The following is a 22,284-nucleotide window of genomic DNA, read 5'->3' on the forward strand; positions in this document are numbered from 1 at the left end:
AGATACAGGTGTGACAGCCGAGATGCGGGCCCGGATCCGGGCCGGAGACACCGATGCGTTGGGCGAGCTCTTCGATGAGCACGCCGACGCGGTTCATCGACATGCGCTGTGGAGCGGAAGCGATCCGGCGCACGCCGAGGACGTGGTGTCGCTGACCTTCCTCGAAGCGTGGCGGATCCGCGAATCCCTGCGCCCGGACGGGGACAGCCTGCGGCCGTGGCTGCTCGGGATCGCGACCAACGTCCTGCGCAATCGCCGACGGGCAGCGCGCCGGCACCGGGAGGCGTTGCGGCGGCTGCCGGTACGCGACACCGTCCCGGACTTCGCCGACGCGGTGGTCGACCGGATGTACGACGCCGACCAGGTGGCCGCCGCGATGGCGGGACTGCGGGCGTTGCGCCGCGCCGACCGGGAGGTGTTCCTGCTCTGCGTGTGGTCGCAACTGGACTACGCGGCGGCGGCCGAGGCGCTGGGCGTACCCGTCGGGACCGTGCGCTCCCGGCTGTCACGGGCCCGGACCCGGCTGCGAGCACTGGCGCAGCAGGAGTTGGCCGGCACCCGGATGACCCCCGTCGAGCAGGGAGAGTACCGATGACAGAGCCCACCGCCCCGCCCGTGCCGGCCCTGCCGGCGATGCGCCGACAGGCACTGCGGCATCATCTGTTGACCGAGATCCGGCGGCCGTCGAGGCGGCCACGGATGAGGGTGCTCGCGCCCGTGGCGGGCGTCCTGACCGTCGCCGTCGCGGCCGGGATGATCGCCCAGCCGTGGTCGCCCGACAGCGCGCCACTGATCGTCCCGGTCGAGCAGGGGGAACGCCTCGGGGCGTCACTGCTGCTGAACCGGATGGCCGCGGTGGCCACCGACAAGCCGGGGCCACCCTCCGGCGAGGGCGGGTACGTCTACATCAGGAGCCGGGGCGCGTTCGCCGAGCTCGGTGACGGCCCGGCGCGGCTTCGACCGGTGCACGAGCGGGAGATCTGGATCCCGCGGCACGAGCGGGGTGACGGCCTGCTGCGGCAGCCGTTCTTCCACGCGCCGATCATCGGTGTGATCCCGCAGCGCGAGACGCTCACGGACGTGACGCCGAACGCGGCGCTGGTCGACCTGCCCGAGGACCCGGACGCCCTGCTGGCGAAGCTGTACCGGGAACGCCAGCAGCGGGGCCGGGGCAACAGCCGCGACGGCGCGGCGTTCACCGCGATCGGCGACATCCTGCGCGAGTCGTTGGTGCCGCCGGCCACCAGCGCCGCGCTCTACCGGGCCGCGGCGAAGATCCCCGGGGTCGAGGTGGTGCGCGGGGTCGCCGACGCGGCCGGGCGGCGGGGGATAGCGGTCGCGCACACCGAGCGGAGCCGCCGCGACGAGTGGATCTTCGACGAGCAGACCTTCGACTACCTCGGTGAGCGCAGCTATCTCGTGGCGGACACCGACGACGGGCCGGCCGGAACGGTGCTGGGCACGACCGCGGTGCTGCAACGGGCCGTGGTGTCGGAGCTCGGGCAGCGCCCGGCGCGCTAGGTGCTCCGGGCGGCCGGCCCCAGGGCTCACCGTCCTGGGCGCCGGTCGCCCGGTTGCGGCGTGCAGTCAGGCCGGTCACCGCCAACACGGCCTCGGCGCGGTCAGGCCGGGATCACCGCCAGCTCGGCGTTCGCGCGCTGGGTGACGATGGTGAGCACCCGCGCTGCCGTCCTGGCCTCGTCGGCGGGGATCTCCGCGTACAGCCGGGCGCTGAGGTCGGCGACGGCGGCGACGACGCCGCGCTGCGTGGCGCGACCGGTGTCGGTGAGCGTCAGCCGCGGTTCGTCGCCTCCGGCCGCGCCGTCGGCCCGCGCGAGGTCGGCGTCGACGAGTTGGTCGACCACCTGGCGCACGGCCGACTCGTCGATCTTGAGCGTGTTGGTGACCCGGTGCGTGAGGTGTGCGCGTTCGACCGGGCCCTGGGCGAGGACGTGCAGCGCGACCACCTGGTTGAACGTGACGCCGAGGGGGCTGATGGCCCGTTCGAGCAGGGCCCGGGTGGCGTAGTGGGCGTGGCCGATGACCTGGCCGTTGAGGGCGGGGATGGTGGACATGACGCCTCCTTCGATACGTTGGCTGAACCAACGTTGGTCCCGCCAACGTAACACCCGATCGTGGGTCGCACCAACGATTACTGCTAGGCTTCGCCCCATGGACAACGCGGCCCCGCAGTCACCCGCCGGGCTCAGCACCACCCCGAGCTGGCTACTCAACCAGACCGCCGGACACGCCGCCCGCCTGCTCAGCGAGGGCTTCGCCGCGCACGACCTCCGCGGCTACCACTACCGCCTGCTGGCCACCCTGGCCCAGGATGGGCCCGCGAGCCAGGCCGACCTCGGCCGCCGCTGCGGCATCGACCGCAGCGACGTGGTGGCCGCCATCAACGACCTGGCCGGCCGAGGGCTCGTGGTGCGTGCCCCCGACCCGGCCGATCGCCGCCGCAACGTCATCAGCGCCACCGACGCCGGCGCCGACGAGGCCCGCCGGATGGGCGTGACCCTCGAACGCGTCCAAGCCGACCTGCTGGCCCCGCTGTCGGCCACCGAACGCGAGCAGTTGACGCGACTGCTCACCCGACTGCTGCACCACCACAGCCGGCACTGACCCGTCTCAGCGGGCCTCGCGTAGCTCCGCCAGCCGGGCCTCGATCTCGGCCAGCTCGGCGCGTAGCTTGTCGGCCTGCTGCTCCGCCTCGGCCCGCTCGGTGCCCAGGATCTGCTCCACCGCCTCCTGCACCCCCGGCACGTCGACCAGGGCCACCATCTTCAACGCCTCCGCCGGCTTCACCACGTACGGCTTCGCCAGTGCCTTGCTGCCCTGCTGCGCGGCGACGGTCCACTCACCGTCGGCGTACGCCAAGGTCACGGTGAGGCCCGCGGGGCCCTTCGGCTTGACGGCCTTGACCGCCCGCCGCGCCGGCGGCTTCTCGGTCTGCTCCACCTTCGGCTCCTCCTGTCGCTGCGCGGGCACCCGCGGCATGTCCAACACGAACTCCGGCGCGGCCACCGCCGGCGGCTCGGGCTCGGCCTCCGGCTTCGGCTCCACCACCCGGCGAGTGACGCCCTTGGGCGCCACGGCCAGGTCGGCGGGGGAGAACGGCAACTCGTCGCGACCGAAGCGCACCACCACGAACTCGTCGGACACCTCCGGGTCGGTCAGCTCGATCACCTGACCGACCTGACCGGCGATCTGCCCCGCCGCCGCGGTGAACACCACCCGCGGTTTACGCCCGGCCGCCAACGACTCCCGGATGCTCTGCACCTCGCTAGTGGACAAACCCTGGCCGGCATCCATCACAACCCTCTTCCGTACACCTGTTTGATTGCTGTCTTGATACCAGCCGACTGCGACACCCGCCTCACGGGGCTCACGCCCGCTCAGCCGCCCAGCGCCCGCAGCGCCCGGTCGGCGTGCTCGTTCATGCTGACCTCGCTGTGGATCACCTCGATGACCCGCTGGTCCGTGCCGATGACGAACGTCATCCGCTTCATGCTCAACGGCCCCAGCGGCACCCGCCGCTTGACGCCGAACTGCTGCGCCACCGCGCCGTCAGCGTCCGACAGCAGCGGATAGTCGAAGCCGTGCAGCTTCGAGAACTCGGCCTGCTTCGCCACCGGGTCGCGGCTGATGCCCACCCGCGTCGCGCCCAACGCCGTGAACTCCGCCGCGAGGTCACGGAAGTGGCAACTCTCCGCCGTGCACCCCCGGGTCATCGCCGCCGGGTAGAAGAACAGCACCACCGGCCCGGCCGCCACGAACTCCGACAGCCGCCGCGGCGTGCCCGTCTCATCCAGCAGCTCGAAATCCTGCACCACGTCGCCGACACCCACACCCGCCACCGCGCACCTCCATCGTCTGATCGACAGCGCGGTGAGCGTAAGCGATCACGCCCAGATCGCCGCCACCTCGTCGGCCACCACGTCGGCCTGGGCCCGCCCGGCCCGCGCCGCGCCCGCGCGCCGAGCCGGGTCCAGCACGTTGCGGCCGATCGCCGTGCGCGCCGCCGCGTCCGGCGTCAGCACCACCACCCGCGACCCGGCCGCCCGCAACGCGTCCACCTGCGCCGACAGTCGTGGCATCGGCCCGAACGCCGCCGACGTCGGCGCGAGCACCAGCACCCTGCGCGCGTCCGCCGCCAGGTCCGCGTTCACGCTCGAACGCATTCCACCGTCGACGAAGCGGCGTGCGCCGATCGTCACCGGCGGCCACACCCCGGGCACCGCGCAACTCGCGCCCACCGCGTCCACCAGGGACACCCCGCTGTCGCTGTCGAACACCACGAACTCACCGGACGACGCGTCCACCGCCGTGACCAGCAGCCGCCGCCGCGGCCACTCCCGGTCCGGCAGACGGGCCTCGATCACCGCCCGTCGCGACGCCTCCGACTGGGTACGCGCCGCCACCGCCATCGCCCCGATGCGGGCCCGCGAACGCACCGCGTCACGGGTCCGCCCACCGGCCCAGATCAGCCGCGCCAGCGTCGCGAAGCCCAACCGTGCCGCCAGCTCACTCGACGGCGGCGCCAACTGCTCGGCGTAGAAACGCTCGACGGGCAACCCGGAGCACACCTGCGCGCCGACCATCGAACCCGCCGACGTACCCACCACCAGATCCGCCTCGGTGACCGGCACGCCCCGCTCGACCAACCCGGCCAGCAGCCCCAACTCCCAGGCCACCCCGGTCACCCCGCCACCGCCGAGCACCAACGCCCGCTGCATGTGACCCTCCTCTCGACGACCGACCCGCGCCGGTCACGGTAGCGTCGGCACGACCATCGCGCAGCGGTCAGACTCCCCGGGAGGCACAGTGGCACCCGTCACCCTCGTCACCGGCGGTGGCCGGGGCATCGGCGCGGCCACCGCCCGCCGGCTCGCCGCCGCCGGTCACCACGTCGCCCTGTGCTACCGCCGCGACGAGGCCGCCGCCACCGCCGTCCTGGCCGACCTGCGGGCCGCCGGCGCACAGGCCATCGCGGTACGCGCCGACACCACCGACCCCGAACAGGTGCACAGCCTGTTCGACGCGGCCGCGCAGCTCGGCCCGCTCACCGGCCTGGTCAACAACGCCGGCGTCACCAGCCTCATCGGGCCGTTCACCGAGCTGCGCGTCGAGGACCTCCGCCGGGTCGTCGACGTCAACCTCGTCGGCTACGTCCTCTGCGCCCAGCAGGCCGCCCGCCGGCTCACCGACGGCGGGGCGATCGTCAACGTCTCGTCGGCGGCCGCGACCCTCGGCAGCCCGGGGGAGTACGTGCACTACGCCGCCGTGAAGGCCGCCACCGACACCCTGACCGTCGGCCTGGCCAAGGAACTCGCCCCGAAGGGCATCCGGGTCAACGCCGTGGCCCCCGGCATCGTGCGCACCGACATCCACGCCGACTCCGGGGTGCCCGACCGCGCCGACTCCGCCGTCGGTCGGATCCCGCTGGGCCGCGCCGGCGAACCCGACGAGATCGCCGCCGCCATCGCCTGGCTGCTCGGCCCGGACGCCTCGTACGCCACCGGGACCGTGCTGCGCGTCTCCGGCGGCCTCTGACCACGTCTCCACCCGGTCGGAAACCCGCCGGGCGTCCACGCCGTCGGAGACCGCCGGATCCGGCTCAGTGGGTGAACAGCTTCGCCGCGGTCACCACGGTCTGGGCGACCCCGTAGCCGAGCAGCGCCGCCACCACCAACCAGGAGATCCACAACCGGGTCTGCTGCCCGGGTCGGCTGTCCTCACTCATCGCGTACCACTCCTCTGCGTCGTCGTGTCCTCGTCCACGTCCCGATCCGCGTCCTCATCGGCGCCCTGTTGCGCCCTCTGCTCCGTCGACGGTTCGTGGTAGCCCTGCGGCACCGGCCGCACCAGCAGGTTCGCCACGAAGCCCACGGCCAGCACAGCCACCATCGTGAACAACGCCGGGCGGTACGCCGCGGCCGTCAGCGAGCCCGGCTCGCCCTGCGCGTCGAGGAACCCGTTGACGATCAGCGGGCCGGCGATCCCCGCCGCCGACCACGCGGTCAGCAGCCGACCGTGGATCGCACCGACCTGGAAGGTGCCGAACAGGTCCCGCAGGTACGCCGGCACTGTCGCGAAGCCACCGCCGTAGAACGACAGGATCACGCACGCCAACAGCACGAACAGGGCCGTGGAGGTCTGCCCGACGAGCGCCAGCAGCGCGTAGAGCACCATGCCGACACCCAGGTACACCAGGTAGATCGGTTTGCGGCCGATGATGTCCGAGGTGGACGACCACACGAACCGCCCGGCCATGTTGAACAGCGACAGCAGACCCACGAACCCGCCGGCCGCCGCGACGGTCACCGCCGAGGTGCCGTTGTCGCGGAAGAAGTCCTGGATCATCGGGCTGGCCTGTTCCAGGATGCCGATGCCGGCGGTCACGTTGCAGAACAGCACCACCCACAGCAGCCAGAACGAGCGGGTCTTCACCGCGTTCGCCGCCGACACGTTCGCCGTGGTGACCAGCGGCTTCGCCGCCACACTGGCCGGGTCGAAGCCGGCCGGCCGCCAATCCTGCGCCGGCACCCGCACGTTCGCCACCCCGAACATCATGATGACGAAGTAGCCCAGGCCGAGGGTCACGAACAGCCACACCAGGGCGCTGCCCGACGCGGTCGACCCCGCGTTGGCCGGGTCGTAGCCGGCGTCGTAGAACGACAGCAGTTGCCGCGACAGGGGAGAGGCGACCATCGCCCCACCACCGAACCCCATGATCGCCAACCCGGTGGCCAGCCCCGGCCGGTCCGGGAACCACTTGATCAGGGTGGAGACGGGGGAGATGTAGCCGATGCCCAGCCCGATGCCGCCGAGCAGCCCGTAGCCCAGGTACAGCAGCCACAGCTGCTTCGTGGCGATGCCCAACGAGCCCACCAGGAAACCCGCCGCCCAGAAACAGGCCGAGACGAACATGGCCTTACGCGGCCCGTTCGCCTCCACCCAGGTCCCGGCGACCGCAGCGGACAACCCGAGCATCACGATCGCGATGCTGAAGATCACCCCGATCGCCGTCTGGCTGGTGTCGAAGTGGGCGATCAGGGAGTTCTTGTAGACGCTGGTCGCGTAGACCTGACCGATGCAGAGGTGGATGGCCAACGCCGCCGGGGGGATGAGCCACCGGCTGTAGCCGGGCGGCGCGACGGTGTGCCGACGATCGAGTGCGGAAAGCATGCGCTGCTTCCTCTCCGATGAGGACGAGAAACGTCGCCCCCAACGTGCCCACAGCACTCGTAAGCGGCAAACCTCACCGTCGCCGGACGGTCGTTCCGCTGAGCTGAGCGGTCAGTCAGCGCCCGCGCGACGGGCGCCCGTTGGAGGCCGGCGCGCGGCCGGCCTCCAACGGCGCACCGACTCAGGCCGCGACCGCCGCCTCGGCGACCCGCTCGGCGTCGGGGCGCAGTTGCGGGGTGGCGAGCGAGATGGCCAGGTTGACGATCGCGAAGACGGCGGCGATCAACAGGCCACGGTGAAACCCGTCGACCAGCGCCTGCTGCTGACCGGCGCCGCGGCTGAGCGCGTCGGTGACGTGGGTGACCGACAGCGTCGTGACGATGGCCAACCCCAGCGCGCCGCCGACCTGGTACACGGCGGTGACCACACCGGACGCGGCGCCGGCCTCATGGTGCTCGACGTCGGAGATCGCGGAGATCTGGGCGGGTACGCCCAGCGTGGTGATACCCAGACCGAACAGCAGCAGGCCGGGCAGCAGCTCGCCGGCGTAGGAGCCGGTGGCACTCGCCCCGCTGAGCAGCAGCAGGCCGATCACGCTGAGCAGCGCGCCGATGATCTGCAGGGTGCGGGTGCCGAGTCGGTGTACCAGTTGGGTGGCGAGGGCGGCACCGGCGATGGCCGTCGCGCCCATCGGCAGGAACTGCAGGCCGGCGGTCAGCGGCGAGGCGCCGCGTACCTGCTGCAGGTAGATCGCGGTGAGGAAGAACATCGACAGGAACGCGGCGCCGTTGAGCGCCAACGCCCCACTGGAGACACTCAGCGCCCGGGAGCGGAACAGCCGCAGCGGTACCAGCGGCGCGGCCGAGCGCGCCTCGACGCCGACGAAGACCGCCAGCAGCGCGACCCCGCCGATGAGGGTGGCGAGCACCTGCGCCGAGCCCCAGCCGGCGGACTCGGCCCGGACCACGCCGAACACGACGGCGAGCAGACCGGTGGTGCCGAGGACCGCGCCGAGCGCGTCGAAGGTTCGGGGGCCGGACTGGGAGTGCCGTACGGCCGCCACGAAGGTCGGCACGATCGCCACGAGGGCGATGACGATCGGTACGTTGACGAAGAAGACCCACCGCCAATTCAGCGCGTCGACGAGCAGGCCGCCGGCCACCACGCCCAGGGTGCCGCCGAGCCCGGCGAGGGCGCCCCAGATGCCCATGGCGATGTTGCGTTCCCGTCCGTGCGCGAACGTGACGGTGAGGATGGCCAGCGCCGCGGGGGAGAGCAACGCGCCGCCCAGGCCCTGCACGGCGCGCGCGGCGATCAGCAGGCCGGGCGAGGTAGCGAGTCCGGCGAGCAGGGACATGGCCCCGAACAGCGCCAGACCGACGATGAAGATCCGGCGGGCGCCGAGCAGGTCCGCGGCGCGACCGCCCAGCAGCAGGAAACCACCGAAGAGCAGGGTGTACGCGCTGATCACCCATTGCAGGTCGTCAGCGGTGAAACTCAGATCGGCCTGGATGTTGGGCAGCGCCACGTTCACGATCGTCACGTCGAGGATGACGATGAACTGCGCTACCGACAGCACCGCCAGAGTTGCCCAGGGACTACGTCGCATGCCTACCTCATCGGAGAGAGGGCGTCGCACGACGCGGTATACGCCGTACATCTACAACGTATACCGCCTTGTGTACGTAGTACACTGGGCTGGTGGTCAGTATGAGCAAGGACACCCCGCAGCGTCTCGACCCCACCGCGATCGTCGCGAGCGCACTGCGCATCGCCGACGCCGAGGGCCTGTCCGCGATCACCATCCGTCGGCTGGCCCAGGAGCACGGCGTCACCCCGATGGCGCTCTACCGGCACTTCCGGGACAAGGGCGACCTGCTCGACGCGCTCGCCGCACGCCTGCTCGCCGACATCCGCCTGCCCGAGCCGACCACCGCGCCCTGGGACGAGCAGGTCCGCGCCATCCTGGCCGCCTGCCTCGCCGCGCTACGCCCACACCCCACCGTCGCCGGGCTCGTCCCCACCCGCATCCTGCTGTCCGAGCCGGGCCTGATCCTGGTGGAGCGCATCCTCGCCCTGCTCCACGGGGCGGGCTACCCCCCGGAGCAGGCCACCGAGATCGGCAGCCAGGCCCTCTGCTCCCTGGTGACCCTCGTCGCCACCGAACCCGGCGCCATGGGAAGCACCGACCCGGACACCCGCGCCGACGCCATCCGCGCCAAGCGGGCCGCGCTGCAGGCGTTGGCACCGCAGCGCTTTCCGCACATCCTCGCCGCCGCCGACGCACTCACCCTCTGCGGCGACCGGGACGGCTACTACAACCTGGGCATCGAGTTCGCCGTCGCCGGCATCCGCGGCATCCGCCCGGCGACCCGCACCACCGGGTGATCCCACCCGCACCGCTCACCAGCGGTGCGGGCGTGACCGGCCCGGCCCTGGCCCGCCGCTACCGCAGGTCCGGCAGGTGCCAGCCGCCAGCCAACGCCTCGGCGTCCGCCGGACCCCAACTGCTCTTCTCGTACGACTGCACCGCCGTCGGCAGATCCAGGATCGGCTCGACGATGCGCCACTCCTGCTCGATCGTCTCGGCACGCGCGAAGCGCAGGTGCTCACCGTCCATCGCGTCGTCGAGCAGCCGCTCGTACGCCTCCTGCCGGCGACCGAGAGCCGCGCCGAAGTCGACGGACAGATCCACCGGACGGCTCGCCACCTCGGCACCCGGGCTCTTCGCCTGGATCGACATGGTGATGCCGTCACCGCGCCCCAGGCGGAAACGCAGCAGGTTCGCGGCCCTCGCCGTGCCCCGCTCGGCGGGGATCAACGAGCGCTGCGGCTGCTTGAACTCGACCACGACCTCCGTCGCCGTCCCCGGCAGGGACTTACCGGTACGCAGGTAGAACGGCACGCCCGCCCAGCGGGGGGAGTCGACAGTCAACCGGGTGGCCACGAACGTCTCCGTGTTCGAGCCCGCCGCCACGCCCGGCTCGTCGCGGTAGCCGGCGTACTGCCCCCGGACGGTGGACTCCGGCGACAGCGGCGCGACCTGCCGCAGCACCGCGGCCTCCGCCTCCCGGAACGCCGCGGTGTCCTCGCTGGCCGGCGCCTCCATCGCGATGAGCGCCACGACCTGAAGGATGTGGTTCTGCAACACGTCCCGGGTCGCGCCCACCGTGTCGTAGAACCCGGCCCGGCCCTGGGTGCCGAAACCCTCGGCGAGGGTCACCTGGATGTTGTCGATGTGCTCGCTGTTCCACAGCGGCTCGAACAGCCGGTTGGCGAACCGGAAGGCGTAGAGGCTCTCGACGGCTTCCTTGCCGAGGTAGTGGTCGATGCGGAACACCCGCTCCGGCGCGAAGGCCGCGCCCAGGGTGCGATCCAACTCGCGGGAGGACTTCAGGTCACGCCCGAACGGCTTCTCCACGATCACCCGACCCCGGTCGGCCAGACCCACGGCCGCCAGGCCCTCGACGACGGAGCCGAACACCGCCGGAGGTATCGCCAGGTAGAACAACGGCCGCTCGGCGTCGCGCAGCCGCTCAGCCAGCCGCTGGTACGTCGCCGGGTCCGCGTAGTTGCCGGAGATCATCGAAAGGTTGTCCGCCAGCCGATCGAAGGTCTCGTCGTCGATCTCGTCATTGGCCTCGGCAACCGACTTGCGGGCCATGGTGACCAGTTGCTGATCATCCCAGGGGGAGCGGGCCACGCCGATCACCGGAACGTCGAGGCGGTCGCGCCGGGTCAACTCGTACAGCGCCGGAAACAGCTTCTTCGAGACGAGGTCTCCCGTGACGCCGAACAGCACTACCGCGTCTGAGCGCACGTGCATGGCACTTCCCATTCGATCATCCGAGCCTGATCTTCCGAACGGACAACGGCACGACCCACTCCAGGAATTCCCCAGCGTGCGGCGTACGTGAGGTCGGCGACAACACTGTCTCGACGAGCCCTTATGTTAAGGAAGGTTTACAGTAAGGGCGAAACGCCGGTAACCTGCGATCTAATCGACGAAGATCGATCACCACGAGGCCTGGAGGTACCGTGCGTCGCCGACACACCACCACACGGCTGCTGGCCCTAGCCGCCCTCGCGCTACCAGTCATCCTGCCCACAGCGCCCGCCACCGCCGCGACACCCACCGCACCAACCCGACACCTCAGCGACGTCATCCCCGCACCCGTCGAAACCCACCCCGACGCGCACAACACCTTCCGGATCACCCCCCTGACCGTCATCCGCACCACCCCAGGCTCAGCCGCCGCCCGGCGCATCGGTCACCAACTCGCCACCACACTGCGCCCCGCCACCGGCCACCCCCTGCCCGTCCTGCCCGCACGCTCCACCCCGCTACCCGAGATCGCCCTGCTCATCGGCGGCGCCGACGACCGCATCGGCCAACAGGGCTACCAACTCGACGTCACCCGCCGCAGCGTCACGATCCGCGCCAACACCCCCGAAGGGCTGTTCGCCGGCACCCAGACCCTGCGCCAACTGCTCCCCGCCGACATCGAGGCACCCGACCGGCAGAGGACCACCTGGACAGTCCCCGGCGGACGAATCATCGACTACCCACGCTTCGCCTACCGCGGCGCGATGCTCGACCTCGCACGCCACTTCCACACCGTCGACGACATCACCGCCTACGTGGACCTGCTCAGCCAGTACAAAATCAACTACCTGCACCTGCACCTCACCGACGACCAGGGCTGGCGCATCCAGATCGACTCCTGGCCCCGCCTCACCACCGTCGGCGGCGGACCCGGCACCGGCGTCGACGGCGTCGGCCCCGGATACCTCACCAAGGCCGACTACAAGGCCGTCGTCGCCTACGCCGCCGCACGGCACATCACGATCATCCCCGAGATCGACATGCCCGGGCACACCAACGCCGCCCAGTCGACGTACCCCGAACTCAACTGCGACGGCGTCGCACCGCCCCCGCGCACCGACATCGCGGTCGGCTACAGCTCGCTGTGCATCAACGACGAACTCACCTACCGCTTCGTCGAGGACGTCATCCGCGAACTCGCCGCCATCACCCCCGGACCATTCCTGCACGTCGGCGGCGACGAAGCCCACGCCACCACCGACGAGGACTACCGCACCTTCATGAACCGGGTCCTGCCCCTGGTCGCGAAGTACGGCAAGCGCGCCTCCGGATGGAACGAGATCACCCAGGCCGACCTGCCCACCGACGCCGTCGCCCAGTTCTGGGGCACCGGCACCACAAACGCCAGCCTCGCCGCGGCCGCCGCCCGCGGCAACAAGGTCATCATGTCGCCGGCGAACAAGGCCTACCTGGACATGAAGTACGACGCCAACACCCGCCTCGGCCTCCGCTGGGCCGGCCTGATCGAGGTGTCCGACGCCTACGGCTGGGACCCCGCCACCCGCGTCACCGGCGTCGGCGAGAACGCCATCCTCGGCGTCGAGGCCCCACTGTGGTCCGAGACGCTACGCACCCTGGACGACATCGAATACATGGCCTTCCCCCGCCTACCCGCGATCGCCGAACTCGGCTGGTCCACCACCGCCAGCCACGACTGGGAATCGTTCCGAACTCGGCTGGGGGAGCAGGCACCCCGCTGGCGACTGCAACAGGTCGACTTCTACCCGTCCCCGCAGGTGCCCTGGATCTGACCCGCACCCGGTCGCACGCTGTTCGTGGGCGCCGGCCGGGTCGGCCGGCGCCCACGAACCTCAGCGACCGCAGGCGGTGTCCAACGCCTTCAGCGGCGGGTCGAGATCCGGCACCTCGATCTCGGTGGCCTTCGCACTGGCCAGGTGCTTCTCCACGCCCGCGGCCAGGGTCTCCAACGCGGTCCGCACCTGCGCATCGGCAGCGGTCGGCGCCGCCGTCTTGAGGTCCTGCAACAGCGCGGCGTAGTGGCCGCGAACCTTCGCGCCCGCCTCCTTGGCACTGACCGGCTTGTCGATCGCGGCGATCGCGTCGTCGGCCATCGCGACGTAGTGCTTTTTGACAAAATCGAGACTCGCGTCGCAGACCTGCTTGCTGTTCGCCGCCACGTCGACGGTCGGGCTGGGCGCCCCGGTCGGCGACGGCGCGCCGGCCCCCGCGCTCTCCTTCTCGGCAGGCTGGCAGCCCACAACGAGGCCGACGGTCGCGACCAGGCCAACCACAATACGGACAGGCTTACTCGTCAAGGTGTTCCCCCGTGGTGATGTGCGACCCCGCGGTTCGCGGTGAACGCGCGGCGGCCAGAGCGCACCACTGTAGACACCGGACGGCCATGACGCAGACCAGTTTCATGTCCGGCGTCCCGGCCCAACCTCGCACCTACACCGTGATCGACGCGGCAGGGCACCACCTGGCGCACGAACAACCCACCCTGCTGCGATCACTCACCCAGGACTGGCCACGCCGTACGCGGACCTGACTGCCCAAGCTGGGGGAGCGGGTCCAGCGCTGGTTCAGACTGGTCAGACACCAACGCTCTGCCGCTACCAGCGCGGTCACTGACGTGTTTCACCACGACGCGTGAGTGGTGCACGCTCACCTTGAAGAGCGGCAGTCAACTGATCCAAGCCCAGCGAACCCAACTCCAGCGCCTGACTATGGAATGCGCGCCGGTCACCGGGAAAGGACGACCGGCCGGCCAGCCACACGCGCTCACCCACCTTGTAAGCCAACGCCTGCCCTGGCCGGCCCAGGTAACGCGCGAGCTCGGCGGATGCGTACGGCCCCTGATGACAGCGGTCCCGCAACAGCTTCAGCGCCGCGTCCGCCGTCCACGCGGCTCCGTCGTCAAAGGGCATCGGCAGTCGCAGGTGCAGGCCGATGTCGAGCACGACCCGCGCGGCACGCAGCAGCCGCATGTACAGGTACCCCATTCGAGCACCCGGCTGCTCGTAGAGCCCAAGCTCATCCATGAACCGCTCGGCGTACAGCGCCCAGCCCTCCTGGCTGCCGGAGAGGCCGCCGAGCAGGTTGAGTCGCTGTCCCAGGCCACCCCGGCAGACCTCGGAGCCAAGGTGGAGGTGATGACCAGGAACTCCCTCGTGATAGGCGGTGCTGTAGGCGTACCAGGTGGGAAAACTCGCTGCGTCCTCGGGGACGGACCACCAGACCCGACCCGGCCGGGTCAGGTCCCGCGACGGCCCGATATAGGCAATGCCGGACGACGTTGTCAACCGCGACTCGATGTGCCGAAGCGGGGCGGGGATGTCGAAGTACACACCATCCAGTCGCTCGGTGGCGGCCTCCAACAGCTCCTGCAGCCACGCAGCGAACGCCTCCCTGCTGTGCAGGGCACCCGGTGCGTCGGGGCTGTTGAGCCGGGCAAGCGCCTCTGGCACGCTCCCGCCCAGGGCCTTCGCCTCCGCGATCAATTGAGCCTCTGTCGCTCTGAACTCGTCCCAGCCCCAGTCGTACAGCTCGCGCAGGTCAGGCTGGGCCGCGAGGAAGGTACGCACCCAGAGTGCGTACCGCTGCTGACCGAACGCTTCCTGCTCAACGGCCCGCGGTGCCAGGTCCGCGGTCAGCATCCCAACCAGTTTCTGGTACGCCTCTCGCGAGCCCGTCGCTGCAGCCTGCAACGACGCCCGCTGACGCCCCTCGCCGTAGCGATCCACCAGGGCGACATCGTCGTCGATCCAGTTGCGGCAACGCTGCGTGACGAGCTCCACCTGACGCCGTGCCGGCACATTGCCGCGCTCCGCGGCGAGTAGGAGGCTGCGGGCGTACCCGTCCAGGGCTGCGGGGATCGCGGCCATACGTGCGCCGACACGAGCCCAACCCTCCTCGAAGGCCGCGCCCTCGGCACCGCGGACGGGAACCGCGGCCTCGACGGCCTGGCGGATCAGCTGGAGCGGACCGGTGGCCGCGGCGTGCAGTTCGCGCAGGTCCTCTCCAGCGTCGTGGAAGGCGAGACGCGTACGCAGCCGCTCGGCGAGGTGGGCGTGCAACGGGCCCGCAGCCGGAAGAGCATCGCCCAAGCTTTCGAGCTCGCGCAGGGCGCGGGCTGCGAGGTCGGCGCGGGCCTGGTGGCCCTCCGGGCCGTAGTCGGTAAGCCCGTCGACATCCTGCTCGCCAGCGTCGACGACCGCTGTGCAGGGGTCGAGGCCAGCCGTGTCGCACAGGAGTCGATCCGCGAAGTCCTCGATCACGCCGCCAATGCTAGGACCTTGCCCCAGCTGCAGTGGTGCAGAAGCAAGCTGGTGAGAGTGGCGCAGGACGAATGAGAACTGACATCAGTCTGCTCGGCTGCTTCGACCCCACCGAGGCGCGATTCGATAATGCATATTATGTAAAGTAGCGCGTTCCGAGGGTCCCCTCTCGGCCTGGCGACAGGGGTCAGTCGCGCATCAGGCCGGGCGGACACGCGTCCTCGTCCGGCCCGACGAGGCGCGCGTTGACCAGCGGGTTGCGCCGCAGGATCGTCAGCACGGCAAGGCTGGCGCCGACGTCGGCCCAGGTGTCGTCCCACTGGGCAGAGACGAGCCAGGAGCGATCCGCCGGAAAGAACAGGTCGGGCAGCGCACCGTCGCTGCCGCGCATGTGACCGACACGCCAGGCGAGAGCCTGTTCCGGTCCGGCCTGGACCAACACGTAGGACCAGTCGCCGTAGAGGGACACCCTCGCGGCGTGCGGAAAGACGACGTCGTGGGCGCCGGTGTCGAGAAAGCCGAGCCACCAGGGCTGATCCGACGTGCACGACACCAGTTCGTCGATCACCGCACGTTCGTGGGCGTGGAACTCGACATTCTCTGGCCGGTGGAACGTGCCGTACGCCTCGAACACCGGCGGGATCGCCGTGGTGACCGACAGGCCCTGCGTGGTGCGCCCGGCGAGCCAGGCGACGTCGCTGGCCGTGCCGATCCGCCAGTTGCGCCCGTCCTTGCTGACGTCCCTGGGCTCCGTCGGGATCGTTGTGTCCCGCGTCCCGCTGTCGACGGCGGCGGGCGACGCGTATGGAGCCCACCCGGCTCGGCCAGCGGCGCGCCACTGGTGCCCCTCGGAGCAGACCAGATCCGTCGGACCGTCGAGGTCCCGGTACACGATGGGTGTGCCGGGTCGACCGCAGGTGGGACACGTGGCGGCGAGCGACGTCATGCCGCGCACGTTACGTGCTTCTCGGTCAGCTCCAGCCGTACTCGTGGCGGTTCGGAATGAGGTCCCTCTCCCCCTGGCTCACCGCTTCCCGGATACGCGAAAATGCTGCATAATATCCCTTATGCATGACAAACAGGACGAATCGCTCGTGGTGCTGATCGAGGAGTTCCTGACCGCTCGGGCCACCCGCAAGCCCTCCCCGCACACCCTGGCCGCGTACCGCAGGGATCTGCACGCAGTCGCGGCCCTGGTCGCGGAGGCCACTCCCCTCCCCCTCGACGCGCTGTCGATCACCGACCTCTCCCCCCGTGTGATGCGGGCGGCCTTCGCCCGGTTCGCCGGTCCCCGGGCGCCCGCGTCGGTGCATCGGGCCTGGTCCACCTGGAACACCTTCTTCACGTTCCTGGTCGCTGACGGGTTCGTGACGGGCAACCCGATGCCGGCGGTCGGGCGGCCCCGGGCGCTACTCCCCCAGCCGAAGCCGCTGCGCGGCGCGGACACCCCCGAGGTGCTTCTCGCGTCCGCCGCGCGCGACGATGGTCGGCAACGCGACCCGTGGCCGGAGCGCGACCTGGCGGTGTTGGCGGTGGCGCTCTGCGCCGGGCTGCGCCTGTCGGAGCTGCTGGCGTTGCGCGTCGACTCGCTGGGCGGCCGGGCCGGTGAGCGGCGGGTCGAGGTGGCGGGCAAGGGTGGGCGGCCTCGGGTGGTGCCGATCGAGGCGGATCTGGATCGGGTGCTGCGGGACTACCTGGACAGTCGGGCGCGGCGCTTCGGGTCGCGGTCGGTACGCCCCGACTCGCCGTTTCTGGTGGATCGGCGTGGTGAGCCGTTGCGCCGTGGTGGCCTGCAGTATCTCGTCGAGTCGTGTTACCGGCGGGCCGGCATCGGTGACCGGGTGCCGCGTGGTGCGCGGTTGCACGCGCTGCGGCACACCTTCGCTACCCGGTTGGCGGAGGACGGTGCGAGCGCTGCGGAGATCATGCGGTTGTTGGGGCACGCGTCGTTGGCGTCGTCGCAGACGTACATCGAGGTGACGGCCGGGCAGCAGCGTGACGCGGTCCGCGCCAACCGGACCAACCGCGCGTTGGCGGGTCTGGTGCCGCCGGGGTGAGGGTGGTCAGTGTGCGCGGTGGCCGGTGCCGTCGGCGGTGACGGGCAGGGGGCCGAGGACGGCGTTGATGATGTGGATGCGGGCGTTGGTGGCCTGGTAGTCGGCGCAGACCGTGTCGGCGCGGTCGCCGAGGCGGGCGGTGGGCCCGGTGCGGGTGACGGTGACGGTGACGCCGTCGAGGGTGGTGGCGGTGCCGGCGGTGGTGAGGTCGGTGATCGGGTGGGCTCCGGTGATGAGGTGGGCTTTCAGCAGGGTGCGGAGCTGGTCGGTGTGGTGGGTCATGAGGTCGTCCCAGTTGTCCTCGGAGAACGTGGCGGCGAAGGCGTCGTCGGAGGGGGCCAGGAGGGTGACGCCGTCGCCGGCAGGCAGGTCGGTGAGGACGCCGCTGGTGCGCAGTGCCGCTTCGAACGTGGTGAGGGTGGGGATCCAGCGCAGCGCCTGGTCGACGGGTTGCCCGGCGAGGAAGCTCGGGTTGCCGGGGTCGGTGCCGGTGGGCAGGGCGGCGCAGAGTGGCCCGGTGGGCTGGGGTGCGGTGCTCGCGGGCGCGGCATCCGTGTGGGGAGCTGCGGGGTTGCCGGTGCAGGCGGCGAGCAGCAGGGTCGGCACGAGCAGGCCGAGCGTCCGTCGGACGCGCCGAGCGCCGTGGGGTCGTCGGGGTTGTCGCTGTGGGGTGGCGGGGTGCGACACGGCGGCCTCCACGGGTGCGGGGGTTGCTGGTGAGGTGCCGGCGGCGCGGGTGTGGGGCCCGCGCCGCCGGCGTGATGGCTCGCTACTTGTCGGTCACAGTGCCGCGCACTGGCTGGTGCGGGGGCCGTGCACGGTGTTGGCGATGCCGAGGTTGGTCGGGGTGGCGCTGTTCGCGGTGCAGTTGAGTGGACCGCGGATGGTGGTGCCGGCCAGTACGGGTGCGTCGGTGCCGGTGGTGTTGCCGGACAGGTCGACGGGGCCGGCGATGGTGGCGTCGATGATGGAGATCGTGTCGGTGGTGGCGATGCGGACCGGGCCGTTGATGGTGCTGTCGGCGAGCAGGATGCCGGCGGCGCTGGTGGCGGTGAGTGGGCCGCTGATTGTCGTTGCTGTCGTGACGAGTGCCGCGCCGGCCCGGACGGTGACCGGGCCGTTGATGGTGGCGTCGTCGGCGCAGGTGAAGCCGGTGACGGTCAGGGGTCCGTTGCGGCGGCCGGTGAGGGTGGGATAGACGCGTTCGCCATCGGTCAGCTTCTCCACGCCCTTGCCGTCGAGGAGCAGGGGGATGAGGCCGCGTTCGGGTTGGTTGAGGGGGACGTAGTGCTCGTCGCCGATCGTGATGACCTTCCAGCCGTGGGCGGCGATGCGCTGGGCGACTGTGGTGCCGATGCCACCGGGTCCGTCGGTGCGGGCGCCGTTGTACTGCGCGTCGGTGAGTTTGTAGGCGCAGGGCGGGGTGTCGAGGATCAGGTCGGCGGGGGGCGCGTCGAGCGGTGGTGGGCTGTCGCCGGGGTGCGGTGCCGGGTGGGCGGGGATGGGACGGGAGCCGCGGAAGACCAGTCGGCCGGTGTTGGCGGCTTGGGTTTCGATGGCTTCGCTGCGGGCCTTGAGGATGTCGGCGCGGTCGGCGCGGTGGTAGTCGAGGAACTGGTGGAACGTCCACAGGGCGGAGTAGGTCTTGCGGCGTCGGTTGTTGGCGGTGTTGCCCTCGTCGGGGCGGGTCTGGCCGCCGGAGCTGCGCAGTTCCAGCAGGGAGTTGGTGACGTTCTTGAGTCCGAGGGTGTTGCGCAGGATGGTTTCTTCGCTGAGGCCGACGTTGCCGCCGCCTTCGCAGCCGTAGGGGCAGGCCCACCAGCCGGCTTCGGCGCCTTTGGCGTACATGTGGCCTTCGATCATGTCCTGGGACTGGTCGAAGATGGGTTGGGCGACGTTCTGGTGCCGTGGGGGCAGCATCGGCAGGTCGCCGGCGCGGGAGTTGCCGAACTCGTGGCCGTCGTAGCCGGCGACGGGTCGGTAGTCGCGGACCATTGTGATGTACGCGGTGGTCTCGGGTTGGCGGATCAGGGAGTAGTCGCGGTTGAGGTCCTGGCCGGTGGAGTTGCCGCGGGTGTTGTTGGCGCGGCCGTCTCCGTTGATGGTGGGGACGATCAGGACGGTGGTGTGGCTGAGTAGGTCGGTGATGCGGGGGTCGGTGCTGAAGGCGAGTTGGCGGGCCATGATGAGGCAGGCTTCGCGGTCGCCGGGTTCGTTGCCGTGCACGTTGCAGTTGATGGCCACGGGTGCGGTGGCGGCGACGGCTTGCGGGGTGGCCGCCGGGGTGGGGTGGCCGATGACGAGCATGTTGATGGGTCGGTTCTGGACGGTGCGGCCGAGTTCGACGACGCGTACGCGGTCGCTGAGGGCGTCGATGGCTGCGGTGTAGGCGTACTCGTCGGTGTCGCTGGTGTACTGCGCGGCGTGGGTGGTTTCCCAGCCGGTGCGTAGGTGCTCGCCGGGGGTGGTGGGGTTGCCCCAGGGTGCGGTGGTGGTGGCGGTGACTGGTTCGGAGTAGGGCTGTTCGGTGGTGCCGGTGCGGGCGCGTACGCGCCATTGGAAGGTGTCGCCGGGGTTGTAGCCGGCGTCGGCGAAGGTGGGTGCCTGTTGGTTGATCTGGCGGTTGGGTCGCCAGATGCCGACGATGGTGGGTGTGCCGGTGGGGGTGTTGTCGGCGTCGACGGGGGTGCGTTCGATCTGGTAGTCGGTGGCGCCGTCGACGGGTTGCCAGGCGAGGGTCGTGTATCCGTCGGCCTGGTGGGCGGTGAGGGCGGTGACCTGGTCGGGTGGTGCGGCGTTGTGGGCGTTGGCGGGGGTGGCTGCGGTGGTGAGGGTGACGGCGATGAGGGTGGACACGGCGATGAGGGTGGGTCGCTGGCGTCTCATGTGGCCTCCGACGAGTTGATCGTGGCGCGTGTCGACCAGCATGGTTGTCGAAGTCCGTCGATGCAATGATCTTGAGGGAATCTTGCGACTTGGCGGTCCGCTCCCCCGCCGACCCTTGATCGACTCGGCTTTCAGGAAGGCGCGGTGTCCGGGGCGCGGGGATGCGCCGGTTCAGGAAGCCGGGGCAGCGGCAGGCCGAACGGTCGGCGCGGTGAGGCGTCGCGGTCAGCGGGCGTGGCGCAGGGCCCAGTCGAGGGCGACGTCGGCGATGCGCTGCCAGCCCTGCTGGGCGGGCAGCAGGTGCGCGTACCCCTCGAAGAGCTCGACCTCGGTGATGGTGTCGCCCTTGTAGTGAGCGGCGTTGGCGCGTTGCACGCTGGGCGGCATGATGTGGTCTTCCGAGCCGGAGATGAACAGCAGTGGCGCGCGCTGGTCGTTGCGGTAGTTGACGGCGATGTCCTGGGGGCCGGGCAGCAGGTTGGCCAGGACGCTGTCCCAGAGGATGCCGCCGGCGGCGGGGATGGCGTAGCGCTCGTACAGGGCGCGGGCGGTCTGCTCGTCGAAGGTGTTGGTGAACGCGTAGTTCCACTGTTCGAAGGTGAACCCGACGGCCCGGTGCCGGTTGGCGGGGTTGCGCAGCACCGGGAAGGTGGAGCGCAGCTGTGAGAGGGGGGTCACCGTGACACCTTCGGTGGGTGCCGAGTTGAGCACGACCGCCGAGGCGCCGTAGCCGCGGTCGAGCAGCACCTGGGTGAACGCCCCGCCGGCGGAGTGGCCCATGAGGATGGGTGGTTTGGGCAGCGCGTCGAGCACTGCGGAGAGGTGCGCGATGATCTGTGGTGCGGTCAGCGTCTCCAACGGCCTGGGGTCGGCGTTGATCGCCTCGACCTCGCCTTCCAGCCCGGGGTACGTGGGGGTGAGCACCCGCAAGCCCTTGTCCTGGTAGTGGGTGACCCAGTGTTCCCAGCTGCGGGGGGTGACCCAGAACCCGTGGATGAGGACGATCGTGTCCGGCGTGTCGCTCATGGTCAGCTCCCTGTGGTGTCGGGGGTGGCGATGGCGCGACAGCGTGGTGTCGGCGAGCCCACCCTAGACATTCGTGAGCCGCGATGCGGCCGGTTGGGCGATGATGTTCAGCCGAGGTCGACCAGCAGGGGGCGGTGGTCGGAGATGGTGGAAGCCGGTGCGGTGACAGCGCGTACGGGTGGGAGCTGGTCGAGGGCGTGCCGGTCGGCGAGGATGTGGTCGAGTTGGACGCGGGGCTGCCCGGACGGGTAGGTGGGGCGTCGGCCCAGGGGGTGCCAGCCGGAGATGAGCCGGGCCGCGCCGGCGGGCAGGTTGAGGTCGCCGAGCAGGACGCGGGGCCCCGGTAGCGCGCGCAGGGCACGGACGGTCTGACGTAGTTGGCGGGCGTTCCAGCCGGGCACGAAGGACAGGTGGGTCGCGGCGACGGTGAGGGGGCCGTGCGGGGTGTCCAGGACGGCGGCGAGGACCACGCGGGGTTCGTCGTGCAGCAGGATCAGGCCGCCACGGGGGCCGGGCACGTAGACCGGTGAGCGCACCGGCGCCGGCTTGAGGCGGGTGACCTGCCAGCTGCGTACGGGGTGTCGGCTGATCAGCCCGATGCCGTAGCAGGGTTCGCCGTGGCCGTCGTCGTCGTGGCGCAGTGGGCGGAACTGTTCGCCGGGGGTGCCGACGACGGCGGCGGCGAAGCGGTGATGCGGTGCGCCGAGGGCGCGGGCGGCGATGGCGGTGAGGTCGAGGTGGCCGCTGCGGCGTTGGTCGCGGTCGACCTCCTGAAGGGCGAGCACGTCGGCGTCGAGGGCCCCGATGGCGGCGGCGAGTCGGTCGGAGTCGACGAGCCCGTCGGTGAGGGACCGTCCGTGCAGCAGGTTGAAGGTGGCCAGGCGCACTCCTGCACCTTACGTGCCCGTGGCATGGTTGCCCGGTGGTGAAGGTCTTGCTGTGTTCGATGCTGGTGTTCGTGGCGGTCGGAGCGTTGGGGGTGTGGTTGCGGCGTACGCGG

At 70.9% G+C, this 22,284-nt stretch carries 23 protein-coding genes; 8 read left to right on the plus strand and 15 right to left on the minus strand.

Translation table 11 applies throughout. The features are described from left to right. Window positions 1-10 precede the first annotated feature (10 nt). Together NIE111_RS18845 and NIE111_RS18850 are read left to right on the plus strand one after the other, a co-directional pair. Window positions 11-595, plus strand: a complete 585-nt coding sequence (locus tag NIE111_RS18845; protein WP_238685642.1) for an RNA polymerase sigma factor — start codon at window positions 11-13, stop codon at window positions 593-595. Further along, entirely contained in the window at window positions 592-1,521 is a 930-nt protein-coding gene (locus tag NIE111_RS18850) for a CU044_5270 family protein (protein WP_238685643.1), read from the plus strand. The genes NIE111_RS18845 and NIE111_RS18850 overlap by 4 nt, the downstream gene beginning before the upstream one ends. Before the next feature lie 101 nt (window positions 1,522-1,622). Here the strand turns inward: NIE111_RS18850 and NIE111_RS18855 are convergent, their stop codons facing one another. After that, a complete protein-coding gene (locus NIE111_RS18855; RefSeq protein WP_238685644.1) occupies window positions 1,623-2,075 on the minus strand; it encodes a winged helix DNA-binding protein in 453 nt (150 codons plus the stop codon). 97 nt (window positions 2,076-2,172) lie between these two features. On the opposite strand from NIE111_RS18855, the gene NIE111_RS18860 reads away from it, so the two are divergent. Further along, window positions 2,173-2,625: a MarR family winged helix-turn-helix transcriptional regulator gene (locus NIE111_RS18860; RefSeq protein ID WP_238685645.1), complete on the plus strand. Its 453-nt coding sequence runs from the start codon at window positions 2,173-2,175 to the stop codon at window positions 2,623-2,625. A 6-nt stretch (window positions 2,626-2,631) separates the two neighbouring features. Here the strand turns inward: NIE111_RS18860 and NIE111_RS18865 are convergent, their stop codons facing one another. The 3 genes from NIE111_RS18865 to NIE111_RS18875 all read right to left on the minus strand — a co-directional run bounded on the left by NIE111_RS18865 (window position 2,632) and on the right by NIE111_RS18875 (window position 4,739). Continuing rightward, complete coding sequence (locus tag NIE111_RS18865; protein WP_238685646.1) at window positions 2,632-3,315, minus strand: hypothetical protein; 684 nt, start codon at window positions 3,313-3,315, stop codon at window positions 2,632-2,634. Window positions 3,316-3,398: 83 nt separating this feature from the next. Further along, window positions 3,399-3,860 carry a peroxiredoxin gene (locus tag NIE111_RS18870; protein ID WP_308193706.1) on the minus strand — a complete coding sequence of 154 codons (462 nt, stop codon included), beginning with the start codon at window positions 3,858-3,860 and terminating at the stop codon, window positions 3,399-3,401. Window positions 3,861-3,905: 45 nt separating this feature from the next. After that, entirely contained in the window at window positions 3,906-4,739 is an 834-nt protein-coding gene (locus tag NIE111_RS18875) for a patatin-like phospholipase family protein (protein WP_238685647.1), read from the minus strand. A gap of 88 nt (window positions 4,740-4,827) precedes the next feature. On the opposite strand from NIE111_RS18875, the gene NIE111_RS18880 reads away from it, so the two are divergent. Then, complete coding sequence (locus NIE111_RS18880; protein ID WP_238685648.1) at window positions 4,828-5,556, plus strand: SDR family oxidoreductase; 729 nt, start codon at window positions 4,828-4,830, stop codon at window positions 5,554-5,556. 64 nt (window positions 5,557-5,620) lie between these two features. Here NIE111_RS18880 and NIE111_RS32070 read toward each other — a convergent pair whose 3' ends face one another. The 3 genes from NIE111_RS32070 to NIE111_RS18890 all read right to left on the minus strand — a co-directional run bounded on the left by NIE111_RS32070 (window position 5,621) and on the right by NIE111_RS18890 (window position 8,800). Next, window positions 5,621-5,746 carry an MFS transporter small subunit gene (locus NIE111_RS32070; RefSeq protein ID WP_266302508.1) on the minus strand — a complete coding sequence of 42 codons (126 nt, stop codon included), beginning with the start codon at window positions 5,744-5,746 and terminating at the stop codon, window positions 5,621-5,623. Further along, a complete protein-coding gene (locus tag NIE111_RS18885) occupies window positions 5,743-7,191 on the minus strand; it encodes an OFA family MFS transporter (protein WP_238685649.1) in 1,449 nt (482 codons plus the stop codon). The genes NIE111_RS32070 and NIE111_RS18885 overlap by 4 nt, the downstream gene beginning before the upstream one ends. A gap of 181 nt (window positions 7,192-7,372) precedes the next feature. Beyond that, window positions 7,373-8,800, minus strand: a complete 1,428-nt coding sequence (locus tag NIE111_RS18890; protein WP_238685650.1) for a DHA2 family efflux MFS transporter permease subunit — start codon at window positions 8,798-8,800, stop codon at window positions 7,373-7,375. 101 nt (window positions 8,801-8,901) lie between these two features. Here NIE111_RS18890 and NIE111_RS18895 point away from each other — a divergent pair, with 101 nt between their 5' ends. Beyond that, window positions 8,902-9,579, plus strand: coding sequence for a TetR/AcrR family transcriptional regulator (locus NIE111_RS18895; RefSeq protein ID WP_238685965.1), 678 nt, complete (start codon window positions 8,902-8,904; stop codon window positions 9,577-9,579). A 58-nt stretch (window positions 9,580-9,637) separates the two neighbouring features. Here the strand turns inward: NIE111_RS18895 and zwf are convergent, their stop codons facing one another. Then, the gene (gene zwf, locus NIE111_RS18900; protein WP_238685651.1) at window positions 9,638-11,017 is read right to left on the minus strand and encodes a glucose-6-phosphate dehydrogenase; all 1,380 of its coding nucleotides are present in this window, start codon (window positions 11,015-11,017) and stop codon (window positions 9,638-9,640) included. 212 nt (window positions 11,018-11,229) lie between these two features. On the opposite strand from zwf, the gene NIE111_RS18905 reads away from it, so the two are divergent. Further along, a complete protein-coding gene (locus tag NIE111_RS18905) occupies window positions 11,230-12,828 on the plus strand; it encodes a beta-N-acetylhexosaminidase (RefSeq protein WP_238685652.1) in 1,599 nt (532 codons plus the stop codon). Window positions 12,829-12,888: 60 nt separating this feature from the next. On the opposite strand, the gene NIE111_RS18910 is transcribed toward NIE111_RS18905, so the two are convergent. Then, on the minus strand, window positions 12,889-13,329 hold the full coding sequence (locus tag NIE111_RS18910; RefSeq protein ID WP_238685653.1) for a hypothetical protein: 441 nt from the start codon (window positions 13,327-13,329) through the stop codon (window positions 12,889-12,891). Between the two features lie 110 nt (window positions 13,330-13,439). On the opposite strand from NIE111_RS18910, the gene NIE111_RS18915 reads away from it, so the two are divergent. After that, window positions 13,440-13,586: a hypothetical protein gene (locus NIE111_RS18915; protein WP_238685654.1), complete on the plus strand. Its 147-nt coding sequence runs from the start codon at window positions 13,440-13,442 to the stop codon at window positions 13,584-13,586. A gap of 76 nt (window positions 13,587-13,662) precedes the next feature. Here the strand turns inward: NIE111_RS18915 and NIE111_RS18920 are convergent, their stop codons facing one another. Beyond that, window positions 13,663-15,315, minus strand: coding sequence for a DUF885 domain-containing protein (locus tag NIE111_RS18920; protein ID WP_238685655.1), 1,653 nt, complete (start codon window positions 15,313-15,315; stop codon window positions 13,663-13,665). 187 nt (window positions 15,316-15,502) lie between these two features. After that, on the minus strand, window positions 15,503-16,261 hold the full coding sequence (locus tag NIE111_RS18925) for a hypothetical protein (RefSeq protein ID WP_238685656.1): 759 nt from the start codon (window positions 16,259-16,261) through the stop codon (window positions 15,503-15,505). A gap of 121 nt (window positions 16,262-16,382) precedes the next feature. On the opposite strand from NIE111_RS18925, the gene NIE111_RS18930 reads away from it, so the two are divergent. After that, window positions 16,383-17,372 (plus strand): tyrosine-type recombinase/integrase, encoded by a 990-nt coding sequence (locus NIE111_RS18930; RefSeq protein WP_238685657.1) that lies wholly within the window; start codon window positions 16,383-16,385, stop codon window positions 17,370-17,372. A gap of 6 nt (window positions 17,373-17,378) precedes the next feature. Here the strand turns inward: NIE111_RS18930 and NIE111_RS32290 are convergent, their stop codons facing one another. The 4 genes from NIE111_RS32290 to NIE111_RS18950 all read right to left on the minus strand — a co-directional run bounded on the left by NIE111_RS32290 (window position 17,379) and on the right by NIE111_RS18950 (window position 22,171). Continuing rightward, a complete protein-coding gene (locus tag NIE111_RS32290) occupies window positions 17,379-18,059 on the minus strand; it encodes a fasciclin domain-containing protein (protein ID WP_238685658.1) in 681 nt (226 codons plus the stop codon). Between the two features lie 93 nt (window positions 18,060-18,152). Beyond that, on the minus strand, window positions 18,153-20,258 hold the full coding sequence (locus NIE111_RS18940) for a M14 family zinc carboxypeptidase (protein ID WP_238685659.1): 2,106 nt from the start codon (window positions 20,256-20,258) through the stop codon (window positions 18,153-18,155). A gap of 225 nt (window positions 20,259-20,483) precedes the next feature. Further along, window positions 20,484-21,284, minus strand: a complete 801-nt coding sequence (locus NIE111_RS18945) for an alpha/beta hydrolase (protein ID WP_238685660.1) — start codon at window positions 21,282-21,284, stop codon at window positions 20,484-20,486. Window positions 21,285-21,391: 107 nt separating this feature from the next. Then, the gene (locus tag NIE111_RS18950; protein WP_238685661.1) at window positions 21,392-22,171 is read right to left on the minus strand and encodes an endonuclease/exonuclease/phosphatase family protein; all 780 of its coding nucleotides are present in this window, start codon (window positions 22,169-22,171) and stop codon (window positions 21,392-21,394) included. Window positions 22,172-22,284 lie beyond the last annotated feature (113 nt).

Source organism: Micromonospora hortensis (assembly GCF_022230935.1).
GTDB lineage: Bacteria > Actinomycetota > Actinomycetes > Mycobacteriales > Micromonosporaceae > Micromonospora > Micromonospora hortensis.

Excerpts from the sequence above, each read along its gene's own strand:
- NIE111_RS18850 (WP_238685643.1), top strand. The coding sequence starts at position 592 with ATGACAGAGCCCACCGCCCCGCCCGTGCCGGCCCTGCCGGCGATGCGC.
- NIE111_RS18855 (WP_238685644.1), bottom strand. The coding sequence starts at position 2,075 with ATGTCCACCATCCCCGCCCTCAACGGCCAGGTCATCGGCCACGCCCAC.
- NIE111_RS18860 (WP_238685645.1), top strand. The coding sequence starts at position 2,173 with ATGGACAACGCGGCCCCGCAGTCACCCGCCGGGCTCAGCACCACCCCG.
- NIE111_RS18865 (WP_238685646.1), bottom strand. The coding sequence starts at position 3,315 with ATGGATGCCGGCCAGGGTTTGTCCACTAGCGAGGTGCAGAGCATCCGG.
- NIE111_RS18875 (WP_238685647.1), bottom strand. The coding sequence starts at position 4,739 with ATGCAGCGGGCGTTGGTGCTCGGCGGTGGCGGGGTGACCGGGGTGGCC.
- NIE111_RS32070 (WP_266302508.1), bottom strand. The coding sequence starts at position 5,746 with ATGAGTGAGGACAGCCGACCCGGGCAGCAGACCCGGTTGTGGATCTCC.
- NIE111_RS18885 (WP_238685649.1), bottom strand. The coding sequence starts at position 7,191 with ATGCTTTCCGCACTCGATCGTCGGCACACCGTCGCGCCGCCCGGCTAC.
- NIE111_RS18890 (WP_238685650.1), bottom strand. The coding sequence starts at position 8,800 with ATGCGACGTAGTCCCTGGGCAACTCTGGCGGTGCTGTCGGTAGCGCAG.
- NIE111_RS18895 (WP_238685965.1), top strand. The coding sequence starts at position 8,902 with ATGAGCAAGGACACCCCGCAGCGTCTCGACCCCACCGCGATCGTCGCG.
- zwf (WP_238685651.1), bottom strand. The coding sequence starts at position 11,017 with ATGCACGTGCGCTCAGACGCGGTAGTGCTGTTCGGCGTCACGGGAGAC.
- NIE111_RS18915 (WP_238685654.1), top strand. The coding sequence starts at position 13,440 with ATGACGCAGACCAGTTTCATGTCCGGCGTCCCGGCCCAACCTCGCACC.
- NIE111_RS18925 (WP_238685656.1), bottom strand. The coding sequence starts at position 16,261 with ATGACGTCGCTCGCCGCCACGTGTCCCACCTGCGGTCGACCCGGCACA.
- NIE111_RS18930 (WP_238685657.1), top strand. The coding sequence starts at position 16,383 with ATGCATGACAAACAGGACGAATCGCTCGTGGTGCTGATCGAGGAGTTC.
- NIE111_RS18940 (WP_238685659.1), bottom strand. The coding sequence starts at position 20,258 with ATGAGACGCCAGCGACCCACCCTCATCGCCGTGTCCACCCTCATCGCC.
- NIE111_RS18945 (WP_238685660.1), bottom strand. The coding sequence starts at position 21,284 with ATGAGCGACACGCCGGACACGATCGTCCTCATCCACGGGTTCTGGGTC.